The sequence below is a fragment of the Streptomyces sp. NPDC015532 genome (assembly GCF_043078065.1).
GTDB lineage: Bacteria > Actinomycetota > Actinomycetes > Streptomycetales > Streptomycetaceae > Streptomyces.
The window spans coordinates 121,907-140,837 of record NZ_JBIBSY010000010.1 but is presented as its reverse complement, the minus strand read 5'-3'; the positions used below and the strand labels follow the sequence as shown (position 1 = coordinate 140,837).

The 18,931-nt window shown below is 71.1% G+C and carries 23 protein-coding genes and 1 riboswitch; of the genes, 10 read left to right on the top strand and 13 right to left on the bottom strand.

Annotation, left to right across the window (positions count from 1 at the left end; all coding sequences use genetic code 11):
• Position 1: 1 nt before the first annotated feature.
• Positions 2–361, bottom strand: coding sequence for a hypothetical protein (locus tag ACF07B_RS27330; protein ID WP_392180865.1), 360 nt, complete (start codon positions 359–361; stop codon positions 2–4).
• 10 nt (positions 362–371) lie between these two features.
• Entirely contained in the window at positions 372–1,127 is a 756-nt protein-coding gene (locus ACF07B_RS27325) for a LytTR family transcriptional regulator DNA-binding domain-containing protein (protein ID WP_362400944.1), read from the bottom strand.
• A 98-nt stretch (positions 1,128–1,225) separates the two neighbouring features.
• Here ACF07B_RS27325 and ACF07B_RS27320 point away from each other — a divergent pair, with 98 nt between their 5' ends.
• The 5 genes from ACF07B_RS27320 to ACF07B_RS27300 all read left to right on the top strand — a co-directional run bounded on the left by ACF07B_RS27320 (position 1,226) and on the right by ACF07B_RS27300 (position 5,808).
• The gene (locus ACF07B_RS27320; protein ID WP_369479840.1) at positions 1,226–1,729 is read left to right on the top strand and encodes an Lrp/AsnC family transcriptional regulator; all 504 of its coding nucleotides are present in this window, start codon (positions 1,226–1,228) and stop codon (positions 1,727–1,729) included.
• 125 nt (positions 1,730–1,854) lie between these two features.
• Positions 1,855–2,667, top strand: coding sequence for a dimethylargininase (gene ddaH / locus ACF07B_RS27315; RefSeq protein WP_392180864.1), 813 nt, complete (start codon positions 1,855–1,857; stop codon positions 2,665–2,667).
• Positions 2,664–3,914: an ornithine--oxo-acid transaminase gene (gene rocD / locus ACF07B_RS27310; protein WP_369479842.1), complete on the top strand. Its 1,251-nt coding sequence runs from the start codon at positions 2,664–2,666 to the stop codon at positions 3,912–3,914. The genes ddaH and rocD overlap by 4 nt, the downstream gene beginning before the upstream one ends.
• 99 nt (positions 3,915–4,013) lie before the next feature.
• Entirely contained in the window at positions 4,014–4,739 is a 726-nt protein-coding gene (locus tag ACF07B_RS27305) for a lysophospholipid acyltransferase family protein (RefSeq protein WP_392180863.1), read from the top strand.
• 55 nt (positions 4,740–4,794) lie between these two features.
• Positions 4,795–5,808: an NAD-dependent epimerase/dehydratase family protein gene (locus tag ACF07B_RS27300; protein WP_392180993.1), complete on the top strand. Its 1,014-nt coding sequence runs from the start codon at positions 4,795–4,797 to the stop codon at positions 5,806–5,808.
• A 70-nt stretch (positions 5,809–5,878) separates the two neighbouring features.
• Here ACF07B_RS27300 and ACF07B_RS27295 read toward each other — a convergent pair whose 3' ends face one another.
• The 8 genes from ACF07B_RS27295 to ACF07B_RS27260 form a co-directional block, all read right to left on the bottom strand.
• On the bottom strand, positions 5,879–7,489 hold the full coding sequence (locus ACF07B_RS27295) for an alpha/beta hydrolase (RefSeq protein ID WP_392180862.1): 1,611 nt from the start codon (positions 7,487–7,489) through the stop codon (positions 5,879–5,881).
• Positions 7,490–7,657: 168 nt separating this feature from the next.
• Complete coding sequence (locus ACF07B_RS27290) at positions 7,658–8,416, bottom strand: urease accessory protein UreD (protein ID WP_392180992.1); 759 nt, start codon at positions 8,414–8,416, stop codon at positions 7,658–7,660.
• The gene (gene ureG, locus ACF07B_RS27285) at positions 8,413–9,090 is read right to left on the bottom strand and encodes an urease accessory protein UreG (RefSeq protein ID WP_392180861.1); all 678 of its coding nucleotides are present in this window, start codon (positions 9,088–9,090) and stop codon (positions 8,413–8,415) included. Before ureG ends, ACF07B_RS27290 begins: the two co-directional genes overlap by 4 nt.
• A gap of 386 nt (positions 9,091–9,476) precedes the next feature.
• On the bottom strand, positions 9,477–10,151 hold the full coding sequence (locus ACF07B_RS27280) for an urease accessory protein UreF (RefSeq protein WP_369479847.1): 675 nt from the start codon (positions 10,149–10,151) through the stop codon (positions 9,477–9,479).
• On the bottom strand, positions 10,151–11,872 hold the full coding sequence (locus tag ACF07B_RS27275; RefSeq protein WP_392180860.1) for an urease subunit alpha: 1,722 nt from the start codon (positions 11,870–11,872) through the stop codon (positions 10,151–10,153). Before ACF07B_RS27275 ends, ACF07B_RS27280 begins: the two co-directional genes overlap by 1 nt.
• Positions 11,865–12,176 carry an urease subunit beta gene (locus ACF07B_RS27270; RefSeq protein WP_326789137.1) on the bottom strand — a complete coding sequence of 104 codons (312 nt, stop codon included), beginning with the start codon at positions 12,174–12,176 and terminating at the stop codon, positions 11,865–11,867. Before ACF07B_RS27270 ends, ACF07B_RS27275 begins: the two co-directional genes overlap by 8 nt.
• Before the next feature lie 15 nt (positions 12,177–12,191).
• Positions 12,192–12,494, bottom strand: coding sequence for an urease subunit gamma (locus ACF07B_RS27265; RefSeq protein ID WP_103550668.1), 303 nt, complete (start codon positions 12,492–12,494; stop codon positions 12,192–12,194).
• Positions 12,495–12,923: 429 nt separating this feature from the next.
• A complete protein-coding gene (locus tag ACF07B_RS27260; protein WP_351865784.1) occupies positions 12,924–13,202 on the bottom strand; it encodes a type II toxin-antitoxin system Phd/YefM family antitoxin in 279 nt (92 codons plus the stop codon).
• Positions 13,203–13,388: 186 nt separating this feature from the next.
• Here ACF07B_RS27260 and ACF07B_RS27255 point away from each other — a divergent pair, with 186 nt between their 5' ends.
• The 3 genes from ACF07B_RS27255 to ACF07B_RS27245 all read left to right on the top strand — a co-directional run bounded on the left by ACF07B_RS27255 (position 13,389) and on the right by ACF07B_RS27245 (position 15,347).
• The gene (locus ACF07B_RS27255) at positions 13,389–14,024 is read left to right on the top strand and encodes an ATP-dependent Clp protease proteolytic subunit (protein WP_392180859.1); all 636 of its coding nucleotides are present in this window, start codon (positions 13,389–13,391) and stop codon (positions 14,022–14,024) included.
• A 7-nt stretch (positions 14,025–14,031) separates the two neighbouring features.
• Positions 14,032–14,337, top strand: coding sequence for a hypothetical protein (locus ACF07B_RS27250; RefSeq protein WP_369479850.1), 306 nt, complete (start codon positions 14,032–14,034; stop codon positions 14,335–14,337).
• A gap of 336 nt (positions 14,338–14,673) precedes the next feature.
• Positions 14,674–14,870, top strand: a riboswitch (cyclic di-AMP (ydaO/yuaA leader).
• A gap of 3 nt (positions 14,871–14,873) precedes the next feature.
• Entirely contained in the window at positions 14,874–15,347 is a 474-nt protein-coding gene (locus ACF07B_RS27245; RefSeq protein ID WP_362400906.1) for a C40 family peptidase, read from the top strand.
• Between the two features lie 70 nt (positions 15,348–15,417).
• On the opposite strand, the gene ACF07B_RS27240 is transcribed toward ACF07B_RS27245, so the two are convergent.
• Positions 15,418–15,765: a hypothetical protein gene (locus ACF07B_RS27240; RefSeq protein ID WP_392180858.1), complete on the bottom strand. Its 348-nt coding sequence runs from the start codon at positions 15,763–15,765 to the stop codon at positions 15,418–15,420.
• A gap of 81 nt (positions 15,766–15,846) precedes the next feature.
• Positions 15,847–16,305 (bottom strand): ATP-binding protein, encoded by a 459-nt coding sequence (locus ACF07B_RS27235; RefSeq protein WP_326789129.1) that lies wholly within the window; start codon positions 16,303–16,305, stop codon positions 15,847–15,849.
• Between the two features lie 212 nt (positions 16,306–16,517).
• On the opposite strand from ACF07B_RS27235, the gene ACF07B_RS27230 reads away from it, so the two are divergent.
• Both ACF07B_RS27230 and ACF07B_RS27225 read left to right on the top strand, forming a co-directional pair.
• The gene (locus ACF07B_RS27230) at positions 16,518–17,375 is read left to right on the top strand and encodes a helix-turn-helix domain-containing protein (protein WP_369479853.1); all 858 of its coding nucleotides are present in this window, start codon (positions 16,518–16,520) and stop codon (positions 17,373–17,375) included.
• Between the two features lie 11 nt (positions 17,376–17,386).
• Entirely contained in the window at positions 17,387–17,611 is a 225-nt protein-coding gene (locus tag ACF07B_RS27225) for a DUF397 domain-containing protein (RefSeq protein ID WP_362400900.1), read from the top strand.
• 123 nt (positions 17,612–17,734) lie between these two features.
• Here ACF07B_RS27225 and ACF07B_RS27220 read toward each other — a convergent pair whose 3' ends face one another.
• Positions 17,735–18,859, bottom strand: a complete 1,125-nt coding sequence (locus ACF07B_RS27220; RefSeq protein WP_362400897.1) for an 8-amino-7-oxononanoate synthase — start codon at positions 18,857–18,859, stop codon at positions 17,735–17,737.
• Positions 18,860–18,931 lie beyond the last annotated feature (72 nt).

Here is an 18,931-nt window from a genome sequence, read left to right as displayed (position 1 = left end):
TTCAGCGGTCCTCGACCAGGCGCACGAGGTCCCTCTCGTTGCGTTCCGCGCGCCGTACGTACCAGCGGGCGAGCAGCACGAGCGGCGGGTAGAGGCAGAAGCCGAGGACGGCCCATTCCAGGGTGGCTCCTTCCGGCATCGCGGCGAAGACCAGCGGCAGCGGCCCGACGAGGAGGACCAGAACGGCGAACACCACCATCGCCGCGCGGAGTTGACTGCGCATCAGAGATCGTACGTAGGTGTGGCCGAGTGTGGTCTGTTCGTCGATCTCGGTCCTCGGCCGGTAGTAGCCGGAGGTCTGCCGGGTGCGCCGGGGCGCTCCGGTGACCACGACACGGCGTTCGGTGGGGTCCTGCGGCACGCGGTGCTCCTCAGCTCGTGGTCCGGCGCAGCAGCAGATCGCGCAGTTGGCGGGCGTGCCGTCGGCTGACCTGGAGTTCGACGGAGTCGACGAGGACGCTCACCGTGCCCGCGTCCAGGCGGAGTTCGCCGATGTGGCGCAGGGCGACGAGGTGGCGCCGGTGGATGCGGACGAAGCCGCGGGAGCGCCAGCGTTCTTCGAGGGTGGACAGCGGGATGCGGACCAGGTGGCTGCCCTGCGCGGTGTGCAGCCGGGCGTAGTCGCCGTGGGCCTCGACGTGGGTGATGTCCTCGACGGCCACGAAGCGGGTCACGCCGCCGAGTTCGACGGATATGTGGTCGGGGTCGGGCTCGTGGACGGGGATGAGGGGTGCGGTGTCCCGCAGTTGGGCGGCCCGCCGGACCGCCTCGGCGAGCCGCTCGCGGCGCACGGGCTTCAGGACGTAGTCGACGGCCTTGAGTTCGAAGGCCTGCACGGCGAATCCCTCGTGGGCGGTGACGAACACGACAAGCGGCGGCTGGGCGAACCCGCCGAGCAGCCGGGCCAGGTCGAGCCCGTCCAGGCCGGGCATGTGGATGTCGAGGAAGACGACGTCGATCGCCTCGGGGCCGCCGGGGCCCGACTGGAGGGCCCGGTTGATGCGGCGCAGCGCCTCGGTCGCGTCGCTCGCGCCCTCGGCGCTGCCGACCCGGGGATCGGCGTTGAGCAGATACAGCAGCTCTTCGAGGGAGGGTTGTTCGTCGTCGACGGCGAGCGCGCGCAGCATGAGAGTGGAGTGTAGGAGCGATTCGCGCGGCTGGACATGTGCCGGACACGGCCGTCGCCGCCGGCCGGGCAGTGGTCGCCGCTGGATAAAGTGCGCCCATGAACAGCAAGCCCCCGATGTTCGACGAGCTCGACCGCAAGATCGTCACAGCCCTGATGGCCAATGCCCGGACGAGCTTCGCGGAGATCGGCGCGGCGATCGGACTGTCGGCGACGGCGGTCAAGCGCCGCGTCGACCGGCTGCGCGAGACCGGCGTGATCACCGGGTTCACGGCCACGGTGAAACCCGCGGCGCTCGGCTGGCGTACGGAGGCGTACGTGGAGGTGTACTGCGAGGGCGCGGCCCCGCCCAGGCGGCTCGCGGAGGTGATGCGCAACCATCCGGAGATCACCGCGGCGATGACGGTGACCGGGGGCGCGGACGCGCTGCTGCATGTACGGGCCGTCGATGTGGAGCACTTCGAGGAGGTCCTGGAGCGGATCCGGGTGGAGCCGTTCATCCGGAAGACGATCAGCTACATGGTGCTGTCCCATCTGCTGCCCGAGGCCCCGGAGGCCGGGGCGACGCACGCGGCCCCGGACGACGCAGGAAACGTGCGCTGAACCTGCCGATCACGCAGCAATCCTGCGTATACGCGCAGCTCTCGTCGCTTGTCGTGCCCGGCTCTCGCTTCTTACCGTGGAGGCATCCCACCAGCCGACACCGCAGGAAGCGGAGGAACCTCTCTGTGTCCGAAAGCCGTGTGCCGCGCCCCCGGCGCTTTCTCGTCTGCGAACCCAGACACTTCGCCGTTCAGTACGCGATCAACCCCTGGATGCGTCCCGACACCCCCGTGGACGTCGATCTCGCGCGAGATCAGTGGCAGGCGCTGATCAGCGCCTATCGCGCACACGGCCACACCGTCGACTCCGTCGAGCCGGTCCCCGGGCTTCCTGACATGGTCTTCGCCGCGAACTGCGCGCTCGTCCTGGGGGGCCGTGTCTTCGGCTCGTCCTTCCACGCACCCGAGCGCCGCCCCGAGTCCACCGCGTACGAGACCTGGTTCAAGACGGCCGGTTTCGACGTCTACCGCCCGGAGTCGGTGTGCGAGGGCGAGGGCGATCTCGTCCCGACGAGCCGCTGCATCCTCGCCGGAACGGGTTTTCGCACCACGCCCGAGGCCCATCGCGAGGTCCAGGAGTTCTTCGGCGTCCCGGTCATCAGCCTGCGCCTGGTGGACCCGCACTTCTACCACCTGGACACCGCGCTCTTCGTCCTCGACGAGGACAACATCGCGTACTACCCGGAGGCCTTCTCGCCCGGCAGCCGCGAGGTGCTGGGCCGGCTGTTCCCCGACGCGGTGCTCGCCACCCGTGAGGACGCCCTCGCCTTCGGCCTCAACTCCGTCTCGGACGGCCGACACGTGTTCATCGCGCCCCGCGCCGAGGCCCTCGCCGACCGCCTGGTCCACCATGGCTACGTCCCCGTCCCCGTCGACCTGTCGGAGTTCCACAAGGCCGGCGGCGGCATCAAGTGCTGCACACAGGAGATCCGTTCATGACCGCTCCCGCCCGCGCGACCGAGCCCGCCGGCGCAGGTACACGCAGCTCCGAGGAACTGATCCGAGCCGAGGGCCCCGTCCTGGCGCACAACTACCACCCGCTGCCCGTGGTCGTCGCGCACGCCGAGGGCACCTGGGTCGAGGACGTGGAGGGGCGGCGCTATCTCGACATGCTGGCGGGCTACTCCGCGCTCAACTTCGGCCACCGCAACCCGGTGCTGATCGAGGCGGCGCACCGCCAGCTCGACCGGCTCACCCTGACCTCACGTGCCTTCCACAACGACCAGCTGGCCGGATTCGCCGAGTCCCTGGCCGCGTTGACGGGCCTGGACATGGTCCTGCCGATGAACACGGGCGCCGAGGCGGTGGAGAGCGCCATCAAGGTGGCCCGTAAATGGGCGTACGAGGTCAAGGGCGTCGAGCCGGACCGGGCCACCATCGTGGTGGCGGCCGACAACTTCCACGGCCGTACGACCACGATCGTCAGCTTCTCCACCGACGAGGGTGCCCGCGCGGGCTTCGGGCCCTTCACGCCCGGCTTCCGGGTCGTGCCGTACAACGACCTGGCCGCGCTGGAAGCGGCGATCGACGAGACGACGGCCGCGGTGCTGCTCGAACCCGTCCAGGGCGAGGCGGGCGTGATCATCCCGGACGACGGCTATCTCGCCGGCGTCCGCGAGCTCACCCGCCGCACCGGCTGCCTCTTCGTCGCGGACGAGATCCAGTCCGGGCTCGGCCGCACCGGCACCACCCTGGCGGTGGAGCACGAGTCGGTCGTCCCCGACCTGCTGCTGCTGGGCAAGGCACTGGGCGGCGGCATCGTGCCGGTCTCCGCGGTCGTCGGCCGCCGGGACGTGCTGAGTGTGCTGCGTCCGGGTGAACACGGCTCGACGTTCGGCGGCAATCCGCTGGCCGCGGCGGTCGGCTCGGCGGTCGTCGGGCTGCTGGAGACCGGTGAGTACCAGCGCAGGGCGGCCGAGCTGGGCGTCCTCCTGCGGGACGGGCTGACGGCCCTGGTGGGCCGGGGCGTCGAGGGCTTCCGGTCACGGGGGCTGTGGGCGGGCGTCGACATCGATCCCTCCATCGGCACGGGCCGCGAGATCAGCCAGGGCCTGATGAACGAGGGGATTCTGGTCAAGGACACCCACGGCTCCACCATCCGGCTGGCGCCGCCGCTGACCATCACGGCGGCGGAACTCCGGTCGGCTCTGGGGTCTCTTGAGAAAGTCCTGACGCAAGGGGTCTGATACCGGCCAAGAGGCCACAGAGAGTGACACCACGCTGGTTACGCCCGGCGACGGCCGCGCCTACACTGATCGCTCCCGGGGAAAACGAGGAGTGCCCCAGTGTTCTATTACGTGCTCAAGTACGTGCTTCTGGGTCCGTTGTTGCGACTGGTCTTCCGGCCCCGGATCGAGGGCCTTGAGCACGTACCGTCGTCGGGCCGGGCCATCGTGGCCGGCAACCACCTGTCCTTCGCCGACCACTTCCTGATGCCGGCGATCCTGAAGCGCCGGATCACCTTCCTGGCGAAGGCCGAGTACTTCACCGGACCCGGCGTCAAGGGGCGGCTGACGGCGGCGTTCTTCCGCAGCATCGGACAGATTCCGGTGGACCGGTCGGGCAAGGAAGCGGGGCAGGCCGCCATCCGCGAGGGCCTTGGCGTGCTGAACAAGGACGAGCTGCTCGGGATCTACCCCGAGGGCACCCGCTCGCACGACGGACGCCTCTACAAGGGCAAGGTGGGGGTCGCGGTGATGGCCCTGCGGGCTCAGGCCCCGGTCGTGCCCTGCGCGATGATCGGCACCTTCGAGGCCCAGCCCCCGGGCAGGAAACTCCCGCGGATCCATCCCGTGGTCATCCGCTTCGGCAAGCCGCTCGACTTCTCGCGCTATGCCGGGCTGGAGGGCGAGAAGGCCGTCCTGCGCGCCATCACCGACGAGATCATGTACGCCATCCTGGCGCTCTCCGAGCAGGAGTACGTCGACCGGTACGCGGCCGAAGTCAAGGCCGAGGAAGCGGCGGAGCGGGCCGAGGCGGGCCGCAAGTTCCCCCGCATGCCGATGAGTTGAGCTGCCCGGGAACCCACACGTACGTCCTGTACGTTTCTCGCGCATGAGACGTGCTGTGGTGATCGGAGCGACAGGACAGATCGGACGCGCGGCCGTGACGGCGCTCGCCCGGGACGGCTGGGAGGTGACGGCCGCCTCGCGCGGGGGGCGTCGCGACGACGGCTGGCCGGCCGAGGTGCGCACGGCGGCGCTCGACCGGGACGACGACACCGCGCTGGCCGCGGTGATCGGCGACGGCTGCGACGTGCTCGTGGACATCGTCGCGTACGGAGCGGACCACGCGCGGCAGTTGACGGGGCTCGCCGGCCGGGTGGGCTCGGCCGTCGTCATCTCCAGCGTGTCGGTGTACGAGGACGACAAGGGGCGCGGTTTCGACACACAGGCGGAGCCGGACGGTTTCCCCGCGTATCCGGTGCCGATCCCGGAGAGCCAGGGGACCGTGCGGCCCGGTGAGGCCACGTACAGCACGCGCAAGGCGGCCCTGGAGCGTGAACTCCTCGCCGCGGGCGACCGGTTGCCGACGACGCTGTTGCGGGCGGGAGCCGTCCACGGCCCGTACGGCCGCACGCCCCGCGAGCTGTACGTCGTCAAGCGCAATCTGGACGGACGCCGCAGGCGGATCCTCGCGTACGGCGGCGCGAGCCGCTTCCATCCGGTCAGCGTCCACACCCTCGCCGAGCTGATCCGGCTGGCCGCGGCGCGGCCGGGCTCACGCGTGCTGAACGCCTGCGACCCCGACGCGCCGACCGTGGCGGAGATCGCGCGGGCCGTCGACGCGGTGATGGGCGTCCGGACGGAGGACGTTCTCGTCGACGGGCCTCCCCCGGCCCCGGGGGTCGGCGACACCCCCTGGTCGGTCCCCCTGCCCGTGGTCTGCGACATGAGCGCCGCCGAGAGGGAGCTGGGCCACCGCCCGGTGACCCGGTACGCCGACAGGCTCCCGGAGACGATCGCCTCGATCGAGCGGCACCTCGCCGGGCGGGACTGGCGTGCGGCGTATCCCGCGATGGCCAGGAACTACGGGGACCTCTTCGACTACGCGGCGGAGGACGCCTGGCTCGCCTCCTGAGGCGGCGCCGTCACGGGGTACGCCGGAGGGGACGGCCGGTCGGACCGGCCGCCCCCTCGTACGGCGAGGACTACGGCTGCGGAGTGGCGTGCGGCGCGCACGTCACGTCGGCGGCGTCCGTCTTGCCGGTGAGCAGGTAGGAGTCCACCCGCCCGTTGATGCACGGGTTGACCAGTCCGGTCACACCGTGCGAGCCCGCGCCCTGCTCGGTGATCAGGCGGGAGCCCTTGAACCGCTTGTGCAGCTCGACGGCGCCGACGTACGGCGTGGCGGCGTCATTGGTGGACTGCACGATGAGGACGGCGGGCAGGCCCTTGCCGGTCTTCACCTCCACCGGGGACTGCTGCTTGACCGGCCAGGTGGCGCACGGCAGGTTCATCCACGCGTTCGCCCAGGTCATGAACGGATACTGCGCGTGGAGCCGCGTGTTGTCCCGGTCCCACTTCTTCCAGCTGGTGGGCCACTGCGCGTCGGTGCACTCGACGGCCGTGTACACGGCGTTGCCGTTCTCCGAGGAGATGTTGCCCGCCGTGTCCGTGAGGTCGGGGGACGCGGCGTCGACGAGCGCCTGGGTGTCACCGGCCACGTACTTGCTGAACACCGAGGCGGTCGGCACCCACGAGGAGTCGTAGTACGGGGCGCTCTGGAAGAAGGAGATCAGCTCGGCGGGGCCGACGACTCCGCCCAGCGGGCTCTTCTTCGCGGTGGCGCGCAGCTTCAGCCACTGGTCCTGCACCTTGGCGCGGGTGTCACCGAGGTGGAAGGCGGCGTCGTTCTTGGCGACCCAGTCCTCCCAGTCCTTCCAGCGGCCCTCGAAGGCGATGTCCTGCTCCAGGTTGGCCTGGTACCAGATGTTGTCGCGCGACGGGTTGACGACGCTGTCGACGATCATGCGGCGCACATGGCCCGGGAAGAGCGTGCCGTAGACGGCTCCGAGGTAGGTGCCGTAGGAGACGCCCAGGTAGTTGAGCTTCTTCTCGCCGAGCGCGGCGCGGATGACGTCGAGGTCGCGTGCCGTGTTGAGCGTGGTCATCTGCGCCAGCACGGCCTTGCCGCTGCGCTCGGCGCAGCCGTCGGCGTACTCCGCGGCCAGCTTGCGCTGGGCGCGCTTGTCGGCCTCGGAGTCCGGGACCGGGTCCGCCTTGGGCGCCTTGACGAACTCCTGCGGGTCGATGCAGGAGATGGGCGCCGAGTGGCCGACTCCGCGCGGGTCGAAGCCCACGAAGTCGTACGCCTTGGCGGTGTTCGCCCACAGCGGGGCCTTGGTGGTGACACGGCGCGGGAAGCGCATGCCGGAGCCGCCGGGGCCGCCCGGGTTGTAGACGAGCGCGCCCTGGCGCTCCGCCGTGGTGCCGGTGTTCCCGATGCGGTCCACGGCCAGCTTGAGCTGCTTGCCGTAGGGGTGCGCGTAGTCCAGCGGCACGCTCACCCAGCCGCACTGGATCGGCTTCTCGAAGCCCCAGTCGGCCGGGCAGTCCTGCCAGTCGATCCCGGCTTTGGCGGCCCGCTCGGCGGCGACGGCCGCTCCGCGCTGCTCGCGGCTCTGCCCGTAACCGTGGCCGTGCCGCGAGTCGGCGGTGGCCGACGGGGCCGCGACGGCGCCGGCTATCAGGGTCGCGGTGACGAGCACTCCGGCCGAGCCGAGCGCTGCCACCCGTTTCGTCGGTCTCTTGGACCTCAAGTGTGACCTCCCCGTACATGATGGCGATTGGTACGGGGATCCTTTCGGCTGTGAGGTGCCTGAGGACAGACGTGACCGGTGTTCTTTACCAATCCGATAGCCGGTACGGAGTGTTCCGGTGAGCGGTGAACCTGATGTGAACGAGCTTTCCTGGCAACATAGTTGACGTCATGTGAGTTCGCGCAGCGCTTCGTCCAGCACCCGTCGCAGCAGCAGCGCGTCCGGGGCGAGCGCCGTCACGAGCACGGCGGGTCCGGCGAGCGGGGTGAGCGCGGCGTGCTCCCCGAGCGGTCGGGCGGCCGGCGCGTCCCGCTCGAACTCCGGTCGTACGACGACGAGTTGCCCGAGTGCCCGATGTCCGGCGAGGACAGCGGGCCCGTCCCAGCCGCCGGGGGCGCCGGGACCGCAGGCCACCTCCTGGTCGAGCAGGGTCCGTCCGTCGCGTCGCACGGTGAGACGGCTGGTGAGCCGCCCGGGTTCCTCACCGACGCGCCCGAGCACCTGTTCCTCCCGGAAGACGAGCCGGGCGCCGGGTTCGAGGTCGACGCGCGAGGAGACGGAGAGGTCGCTGCCGCCGGCGGAGATCAACTGCTCGGGCAGCCACCACAGTTCACCGTCGTCGGCCACGTTCAGGCGCAGGTCGTAGCGGGCCTCCCCCTTGGCCTGTCCGGGCAGCGCGATGGTGGCGGCGGCCGAGCCGACCCGCAGGCGCGCGCCCTGACCGACTCGGGCCTCGACGGCGAGGTGATCGCCGCCGAGCGGTCCGCTCATCGCTCCGACCAGCATCACGCGCGCCTCGGGACCGCCGCTCCGGACCCGGCGCAGGGCGAGCGGCCCCTCCCCGTCCAGCACCGGCAGCGAGGTTCCGCCCCGGCCGTCGTCCCTGGCCTCGATCCGCGCCGTGGCGCGCACTCCCGCCGTCGTCATGCCGTCCACGCCGCGAGTCGTTCCCGCACCCAGCCGGCGACCTCCGTGACCCCGGCCTCGGTCCGCAACGACTGGAAGACCACGGGCAGTTCGGCCCGCTGCGCCTTGGCGTCGGTGGCCATCCGCCCCAGGTCGGAGCCCACGTACGGCGCCAGGTCGGTCTTGTTCACGACGAGCAGGTCGGCCGTCGCGACACCGGGACCGCCCTTGCGCGGGATGTCGTCCCCGCCCGCGACGTCGATCACGAAGATCTGCGCGTCGACGAGTCCCCTGGAGAAGGTCGCGGTGAGGTTGTCGCCGCCGGACTCCACGAGGATGAGATCCAGCGGGCCGATCTCGTCCTCCAGGTCCTCCACCGCTTCGAGGTTGGCGGAGATGTCGTCCCGGATCGCGGTGTGCGGGCAGGCGCCCGTCTCGACGGCGGTGATCCTCTCGGGGGGCAGGACCGCCTCCCGCAGCAGGAACTCCGCGTCCTCGCGGGTGTAGATGTCGTTGGTGACGACGGCGAGGGACAGTTCGTCGCGCAGGGCACGGCAGAGCGCGGCGACGGTGGCGGTCTTCCCCGAGCCGACGGGGCCACCGAGCCCGATGCGCAGGGCACGGCGCCTTCCGTCGGGGCGTCGGGCGTCGGCACTGACCGCGGACGGCCCGTGGTGGGAGTGGTCGAGATGCACGGTACGGCTCCAGCTTCGTTCGTCGCGTTGGTGGTGGGGTGGGGTGGGGGTGGGGGTGGCAAACGGAGTCGGTGACGCTCCCCCGGAGGCCAGGTGCCCCGACCGGTCGACGGGCACCGACACCTGCGGGGCGCGATACCCCGAGGACGCGGCCCCGTCCGCCTTCGGACCACCGCCGGGCCTCTCGCTTCCTACTCCTGGCTCTTGGCTCCTGGCACTGGCTCTGGCTACCTGCTTCTTGCTCCTTGCTCCTTGCTCCTTGCTCCTTGCTCCTTGGGGATGGAATCCCCCGAACGGCCGCGAAGCGAAGCTGCCGGGGAGCCGGGAGGCCGGAGCCGGCGGCGGGACGGTCGGCGGACTCCGAGGGGTCCGAGAGCCCGCGTCCGCTAGGAGGCGAAGAGCCGCACCGGCCAGGCCGCGTGCGCCTCCGCGCCGATCTCCAGCAGCGGTGCCGACGCCGCGGGAAGCGCCTCGACGCCGTCGTCGAGGACCCGCCGCGCCGCACTCGCCGCCGCGTGGGCGACGACGTCCAGTTCCGGTGCGAGCCGGGCCAGGGCGGCCGTCGCGTCGAACGGGTCGAGGCTCAGCAGCCGCACCGTCGCCGACGCGGGCCCGCTGACGCACTCGTACGCGGAGCAGTACGCGGCGTCCTCGGGCCCGAGACCCGCGGCCCGCGCGGTCACGCCCAGCACGACCGGCTGATGCGCCCCCTTGGGGAACTCCCGCGCCAGCGCGTCGAGTTCGGCCGAGGGCCAGGTCGCCCTGGCCGCCCGCATGAGCTGCCGCCCCAGCCGCCGCGCGGCGACCCGCAGGGCGAGCGAGGGCGTGCGGGCGTCGGCGGCCGCGTCCAGGGCCACCGGATCGACCCCGAGTGCGGCCGCCGCGGCCAGTGCGGCCGAGACGAGTCCGTTCGTGTGCAGCCGGCCCCGGCAGAAGTCCTCCAGGTCCGCGGCTCCGGTGATCCGTCCCGCCCTGACCGCGGCCTCGGCCCCGCCGGAGTGCGCGTGCCCTCCGGCGGGGAAGCGGCCGTCTGCCAGGACGAGGAGCGCTGCCCGGGACATCAGAAGAGGAAGTAACGCTGGGCCATGGGCAGTTCGGCGGCGGGAGTCGCCTCGACGAGCTCCCCGTCGATGTGCACGGCGAAGCTGTCGGGGTCGATCCGCACCTCGGGCCGTGCGTCGTTCTCCCGCATGTCGGCCTTGGTCACCGCCCGCGTCGACTCGATGGCGACGAACCGCTTGCCGAGCGAGAGCCTCTCGGGCAGCCCGTCCTCGATGGCCAGCGGCGCCACGAAGTTGAAGGAGTTCGCGGCCGGGGCCCGCCCGATCGCCCCGAACATCGGCCGGGGCAGGACGGGTTGGGGTGTCGGGATGGAGGCGTTGGCGTCGCCCATCTGCGCGTACGCGATCATTCCGCCCTTGATGACGAGATGCGGCTTGACCCCGAAGAACGCGGGCTCCCACAGGACCAGGTCGGCGAGCTTCCCGGTCTCCACCGAGCCGATCTCGCGGGCGAGTCCCTGTGCGAGCGCCGGGTTGATCGTGTATTTGGCGACATAGCGACGTACACGGTGGTTGTCGGCGCGGCCGTCGCCCGGCAGGGCGCCCCGGCGCCGTTTCATCACATGGGCCGTCTGCCAGGTCCGCATGATCACCTCGCCGACGCGGCCCATGGCCTGGGAGTCGGAGGAGATGATCGAGATGGCGCCGAGGTCGTGGAGTATGTCCTCGGCCCCGATAGTCGACGGCCGGATGCGGGACTCGGCGAAGGCCAGGTCCTCGGGCACCGCCGGGTTCAGGTGATGGCAGACCATCAGCATGTCGAGGTGTTCCTCGGCGGTGTTGACGGTGTAGGGCCGGGTCGGGTTGGTCGAGCTGGGCAGGACGTACGGCTCGGAGACCACGGTCATGATGTCCGGCGCGTGCCCGCCGCCCGCACCCTCCGTGTGGTACGCGTGGATACCGCGCCCGGCGATGGCGGCGAGGGTGTCGGCGACGAACCCGGACTCGTTCAGGGTGTCGGTGTGGATGGCGACCTGGATGCCCGTGCGGTCGGCGACGGTGAGGGCCGCGTCGATCGCGGCGGGCGTCGAGCCCCAGTCCTCGTGGATCTTCAGGCCGAGGGCGCCGCCCCGGATCTGCGAGAGCATCGCCTCGTGCGAGACGGTGTTGCCCTTTCCGAGCAGACCGAAGTTGAGGGGGTATCCCTCCATCGCCTCCAGCATCCGGGCGAGATGCCAGGGTCCGGGGGTGACGGTGGTCGCCTTGGAGCCCTCGGCGGGGCCGGTACCGCCGCCGACGAGCGTCGTGATGCCGGAGGCGAGGGCCTCGTCGGCGATCTGCGGACAGATCAGGTGCACGTGCGCGTCGATGGCGCCCGCGGTCAGGATCCGCCCGTTTCCCGCGATGATCTCGGTCTCGGGGCCGATCACCAGGTCGGGATGGACGCCGTCCATGGTGTCCGGGTTGCCGGCCTTGCCGATGCCGGAGATCCGGCCGTCGCGCATGCCGACGTCGGCCTTCACGATCCCCCAGTGGTCGATGATCACGACCCCGGTGATGACCGTGTCCGGGGTGCCGTCTGCGCGCGTAGCGCGCGATTGGCCCATGGACTCACGGATGACCTTGCCACCGCCGAACACCGCCTCGTCACCGGCGAGACCCGGTCCGCCGGAACGGTCCTCCTCGATCTCGACCAGCAGGTCCGTGTCGGCGAGGCGGATGCGGTCACCGGTGGTCGGACCGAACAGATCGGCGTACGCGGCACGCGAGATCTCAGGCATCGAGGGCACCTCCGGTCTCCCCGCGCAGTCCGGGCACCACGCGGGCGCCGGCGAGCGGGACGAGTTCGACCTCGACGGGGATCCCGGGCTCGAAGCGCACGGCGGTGCCGGCGGCGACGTTGAGCCGCTTGCCGCGCGCGGCGGCGCGGTCGAAGTCCAGACCGGGATTGGCCTCGGCGAAGTGGTAGTGGGAGCCGACCTGGACGGGGCGGTCGGCGGCGTTGAGGACGGTCAGCCGGGTGGCCTCACGGCCCTCGTTGAACACGACGGGTTCGTCGGCGAAGAGGAACTCTCCGGGAATCACGGCGCTTCCCCTCCGTCAGACGATCGGGTCGTGGACGGTGACCAGCTTGGTGCCGTCCGGGAAGGTCGCCTCGACCTGGACGTCGTGGATCATCTCGGGGATGCCCGTCATGACGTCGTCCCGGGTCAGGATCTTGCGTCCGGACGACATCAGCTCGGCGACGGTACGGCCGTCACGAGCGCCTTCGAGGATGTGCGAGGTGATCAGGGCGACGGCCTCGGGGTGGTTCAGTCTCAGTCCGCGGGCCCGGCGCTTCTCGGCCACATCGGCCGCCACATGGATCAGCAGCCTCTCCTGCTCGTGCGGGGTCAATTGCACGGCGTCCCACCTCACATCCTCGCTCCGGACCGTGCGGGCCCGGTGGCCGCGGCCACCGAAACCCCTGGTGGCGTGGATGGGCACGCTAGTTGGCCGGAGTTTCGAGGACGTTAACCAGCCGGTGATCCTTTCCGGGCCGCGCCGGGGGAACGCCTCGGGTCCGTGATGCCGCCCCGCTTGCCCCGTTCGGCCCGGCCGGGCCGCGGCGGCACCCCGGAACGCCGTGAGGCCGTCGGGGACAGGACCGTATACGGCGTACCGGGTGACTCCCGGGGTCTCCCCGCGGACCGGTGGTGACACGGCCGCGGTCACGCCTGCGGCCGGAGCCCCGACAGGTATCCACCGTCGCTACCCCCCGCACGCACCCGGGCGGGCAGAGGGTGCCCGCCCGGGTACCAGGGCCTGTCCGACCATTCCCGTCCGCCCGGCCTAGGAGGCGCTGGGACCCCGGTGCTCCGCCGCGATGCCGAACCGCTGGCGCTCGCGGGGCGCGGACGCCACCTCCCGGACGCTGGACAGGGAACTGACCACCTGGCCGTCCGCGGGCTCCGGGAGTTCTTCGAGGCGCTCCAGGTCGGCGGCGGAGACCAGGGCGACGAGCGGCTTGCCGTGCCGCGTCACGACGACGCGCTCACCGCCGTACACGACGCGGTTGATCAGTTCGGCGAGCTCAGCCCTGGCTTGCGTCACCGGAATCTCGTAGGCCATGACGTCCAGCTTAGACCGGGCCTCCCGCAGACCACGGGGCTCGGGATCCCCCGTCCGACGGGGTACGGCCCTGCCTCACCGGCCTCCGTCCATGGGCAGGGCCGATTCCGCTGTCAGCATGGCCCCCTTCCCCGGAGACGTACGTCCTGTACATTTTTTACAGACGTCGATCTGAGGAGGCGTGCCATGCACAGCCCGTCCGCCCGCCATGTCCTGCCGGAGTTCACCGAACGCACGACCTGGGGGCACCGGACCCTGGATCCGTACGCGAAGCTGCTCAGCGAGCGGATCGTGTTCCTCGGGACACCGATCGACGACACGTCGGCGAACGACGTGATGGCGCAGTTCATGTACCTCGAACACCAGGCGCCCGAGCAGGACATCTCGCTGTACATCAACTCCCCTGGCGGCTCCTTCAGCGCGATGACCGCGATCTACGACACGATGCGGTTCGTCACCTGCGACGTCGAGACGGTCTGCCTCGGCCAGGCGGCGTCGGCCGCGGCGGTGCTGCTGGCCTGCGGGGCTCCGGGCAAGCGGCTCGCGCTGCCGGGGGCCCGCGTCCTCCTTCACCAGCCGTCGGTGACGGAGCCGATCCAGGGGCGGACGAGCGATCTGGCCATTCACGCCGACGAGTTGGTGCGCACCCGCGAGACGCTGGAGGAGATGCTCGTACGGCACACGGGGCAGAACCCGGAGCGGGTCGCCGCGGACATCGAGCGCGACAAGATCCTCGACGCGCCGGCGGCACGGGCCTACGGGCTGATCGACCGGATCGTGCCGAGCCGCAGGGCCTCGCGCGAGACGCCCGGCGCGAGGTGAGCGGCCGATGATCCCGGACCTCCCCCCGCTGCCCGCGCTGACCCGCGCCGAGGCCGAGCTGATCGACCGCTATCTCGACGTAGTCGACCTGGTCGGCCGTATCAACCCGTCCCGCCCCGGAGACACCTATCGCGGCCTGAAGGCGGCTCAGGCGCTGGTCGGCAAGGCGGCGGCCCTGCGGGACGCCCTCGCGCTGATGCACCAGCGGGGCGAGAGCGAGGTGCACGCCCCGACGCTGGCTCAGGCCCTGCGGGTGCTCGACGGGGAGCGGCGGGCGGACCGGGTCACCGTGCCGCCCGAGTCCGGCAGTTGACGGACCCGCACCCGAGGCCGGTACGCGCCGCGGTTCCCCGACGTCCAGACCAGGACTCAAACGGACCGGATGGTGTACCCCCCGATGGCGTATTCATCGGTCCTTTCTACGACCCCTCCGAGTTGCGCAACACGCGGAATCGAGACGCCGGATGAGACCCGTCGTCCCAGGTGCGGGCCTCATCGGTGTCTCCAACACGTGCTCGAACAGAGGGGTGTTCACTCGAACAGCCGAGTGGTGAGTAAGCCCACAAAACGCCGTTTCCACTCGGATTTTCCGACTCTGATGAGTGAAGATCCCTACCGACGACAAGCCCCCGCCACAGCGGCGGGGCGGTCCGGGCGGACGCCGAGTCCTGCCGCCTCCCGGATGCCCGGTCGACAGGAGTGCATCGGCAGGAGTGGAGGACCCAGCTAGACGGGCCGCCGGAACAGTTCCGGGCGGTCCTTGGGGTGAAGCCGCAGCAGCGGCCGGGCAACTTCGCCAGCCCGAATCCGACAGGTCATCCTTCACAGGCGGCTGACGAAGGGTTGCGCATGACTGCGCTGAATCGTGTCCCGTCGCTGTGGACCCGGGCCGGTACGGCCTCGGCCCTCACCCTTGCCGCGGTGGGCGGCAGCCTGGTGGTCCCCGGTGTCGCACCCGCCGCCGAGGCGGCCACCATCGCGACGAAGGCACTCCGGGTCGCGGCGTCGAAGCACGGCTCCCCCTACCAGTGGGGCGCCACCGGACCGCACCGCTTCGACTGCTCCGGGCTCACGCTCTACTCGTACAAGAAGGCGGGCAAGAAGCTGCCTCGTACGGCCGCGGCCCAGTACAACAAGACGCACCACGTCTCGGCCTCGCACCGCAAGGCCGGTGACCTCGTGTTCTTCCACTCCGGCCGAAACGTGTACCACGTCGGTATCTACGCCGGGAAGGGGAAGATCTGGCACTCGCCGAAGACCGGGGAAGTGGTGAAGCTCCAGAAGATCTGGACGCGAAGCGTCTGGTACGGCAGGGTCGGCTGACCTTTCGCCCGGGGCGGCGGCGCATGCCGCCGCCCCGGAGCGGGCCCTCCAGCGGCCGCCCGACGCCCTCTCAGCTCCTCGGTGGCTCCAGCGCCATGACGGCCCCCGGAACGGTGAGAGTGCCGCTCTCGGCCCCGTCACGGCGCGCGCGGCCACCGTCCGGCCCGGTCGACCAGGAACACGAGCGCCGGGAACCACGGCGGTCCCGCCGTCCGCGGGTGTCGAGCCGCTGCTCGTCGAGGAGCCGGCGCCGGTGACCGCTCCCGGCCGCCTCCTCGCGGCCGGTACGGCGCGGCTGCCGCTCACCGGGCCCGCCGGGCAGCCGCTGATCAGCAGGGCCGGTGCCCGAGACGGCGGCGGCTACCGCGGCGACGCCGGTGAGCACACGACGCCTGGAGCCGGGAGACCTGCGCCGCACGATCTCGGTCCCCCTAAGGCCTGTCTGGCAATTCGCGTCGTCGCCCGAAGGGCCGGGCAGGCGCGACTTTGCGGACACGGCCTAGGGCTCTTCGGGCCACCCCGCCGGCACCGGCTGGACAGGGACCGTCCACGGGAGTTCGATGGAGACCGTCTTGCCGCCCTCCCGGGTCGGCACGACAGTGAGCCTGCCACCGCATTCGGCGGCCAGCCAGCGGATGATCACCATCCCGCGGCCGTTGTCCTGCTGGACAGCCGCGGGGAGGCGCTTCGGAAAGCGCGGATGACTGTCCGTGACCCCGATACGGAGGCGCTCCTCCCGGTCGAGACGCACGCCGACCGTGAAGGTGGGTGACTGTCCGAACGTGTGCTGGACGGCGTTGGTGGCCAGTTCGGACACGATCAGGCGGACGGTCTCGGCGACTTCGCAGTCGCCCGGCAGGCCCCATTCGGACAGCACTTCGGCGACGAATTTCCGGGCCACGGAAACCGAGACCGGTTCGCTCGGCAGGGTGACGGATGCTTCCTGATGGTCTGCCATGGCGACGTTCGTCCCTTTCCCACGGGACCGGAGCCCGACACCGAGCGGATGGTTCGAGTACGGTCCCGGACTGGTGCTTGCGCCAGACTGCCATTACCGGGCCGGTCGCGGGTGCGATCCACCGAGTAATGCATATATCTGTCGCTCGATGCGGTGAACTCTGCGTCGGCAGAGCATATTCGGGCGACTTGGAAGGAGTAAGGAGAACAGGCATGCAGCACGGTCCCGCGGTGCGCCGCCGCAAGCTCGGTGCCGAACTGCGCGCGCTCCGCGCGGGTACGGGCCTCACGAGCGGTGAGGCGGCCCGCCTGCTCGGCTGGCACCAGTCGAAGGTGAGCCGCATCGAAACCGGCACCAGCGGGGTGAAACCGGCCGATGTGGAACGCCTGTTACGCGCGTACGGCGTCGATGATCCCGAACTGCGCGAGCTCCTCGTCGTGCTGGCCGGATCCGAGGGCAACGGACGCCACCACTGGTGGCACGCGTACCGCGGTGTGCTTCCGCCCGCCTACCGCGACTTCATCAGCCTGGAGTCGGGCGCCAGCGCCATGCGCACCCTGGAGACCTCTGTCGTACCCGGACTGCTGCAGACGCCCGAGTACGCCCGCGCGGTGACGCGGGCCGCGGTGGACGGTCTGGAGGACAGCAAGCTCGACACCCTGGTCGAGGTGCGCCTGGCCCGTCAGGACGTCCTGCGTTCGAACCCGCCGCTGGAGCTGTCCGCCGTCCTGGACGAGGCGGTGTTGCGGCGGGAGGTCGGCGGCCCCGATGTCATGGCGCGCCAACTGCGGCGGCTGCGGGAGGCCGCGGCCCTGCCCCAAGTACGGCTCCAGGTACTCCCGTTCGCCGCCGGGGCACACATCGGAGTGACCGGGCCTTTCGTTATTTTCTCATTTCCGAACACAACCGATCTGGATGTGGTTGTTCTCGACCACTTGACGAGTAGCCTCTATCTCGAACGGAAAGAAGACCTCCAGGCCTACACCGAGGCCTTCAACACCCTTCAGTTCCACGCCCTTTCGCCCGAGGACTCGTTGGACTACATCGCCGTGATAGGTGACGGCGCGTAAGGAGGCACGTCATGTCTGCAATGCCTCGGTACGTACCTTCCAGCACTTCACTGCACCCTGTGCGATGGCTGCGCAGCAGCCGCAGTACCGGGATGAACAACTGCGTCGAAACAGCGCGCCCGAGCACCGGACCCTGGTCCGGAATGGTCGCGGTGCGCGATTCCAAGAACACGGCGGGACCCGCCCTGCTGTTCACCCCGGACGTCTGGGAGGGGTTCATCACCGGGCTGGACTGACTCCGTACGGTTCACCGCTCCGACAGATCACCGGCCGGCCGCCCCTGCGGATCACCGGCCGATCGCTTCACCGCTTCACCGCTTCACCGGTTCGTCGCTCCACCGGTTCGTCGCTCCACCGGTTCATCGGTTCCGGCTGATCACGTCCACCGCGTGCTCGATCTGCTCCTCGGTGAGGTCCGCGCGGGCCGTCAGCCGCAGCCGCGAAACGCCGTCGGGCACCGACGGGGGACGGAAACAGCCGACGGCGAGGCCCGCCTCGCGGCAGTCGGCCGCCCATCGCACCGCCCGTTCGGGGGACGGTGCCCGCACGGAGACGACCGCGGCGTCCGGTCGTACCGCGGAGAGCCCCTCCGCCGTCAGCCGCGTGTGCAGTGCCCTGGCCACCTCGCGCGCCCGCGCCGCCCGCTCCGGTTCGCGGCGCAGCAGCCGCAGGGCCGCCAGCGCCGCGCCCGCCGCCGCCGGCGCCAGACCTGTGTCGAAGATGAAGGTGCGCGCCGCGTTGATCAGATGGTCGATGACGGCCGCCGGACCGAGGACCGCGCCGCCCTGGCTCCCGAGCGACTTGGAGAGCGTCACGGTCACGACGACGTCCGGGTCCCCCGCGAGCCCCGCGGCGTGCGGAGCGCCCCTGCCTCCGTGGCCCAGGACACCGAGTCCGTGCGCGTCGTCGACGATGAGTCCGGCACCGTACTCGCGGCAGGCCAGGGCGAGTTCGGCCAGCGGGGCCGCGTCGCCGTCCACCGAGAAGACCGTGTCGGAGACCGTGACCGCGGGTCCGTCGTGGGTGCCGAGCGCCTTGCGTACGGCGTCGGGGTCCCCATGGGAGACCACCTGGGTGGTGCCACGGGCGAGCCGGCAGCCGTCGATCAGCGAGGCGTGGTTGCCGGCGTCCGAGACGACCAGCGAGCCGTGCGGCGCGAGCGCGGTGACGGCGGCGAGGTTGGCCGCGTAGCCCGAGGACAGGACGAGCGCGGACTCGAAGCCGCAGAAGTCGGCCAGTTCGCGTTCCAGCTCGCCGTGGAGTTCGGTGGTGCCGGTGACGAGCCGGGAGCCCGTCGCGCCGCCGCCCCACGTGCGCGCGGCACGGGCGGCGCCCTCGGTGACCTCCGGATGGCGGGCGAGCCCGAGGTAGTCGTTGCTCGCGAGGTCGAGGAGCGGTGAGTCCGCCGGACGCGGGCGCAGCGTACGGACGAGTCCGGCTCTGCGGCGTGCCTCGGCCTGCTCGTCGATCCAGCCGAACGCCATGTGTCCTCCGGGTCTCGGCGCCTGTGCGGTGGCGGTGATTTGTAGGCAGTGCACAGACCCTAGCGGGCGCTC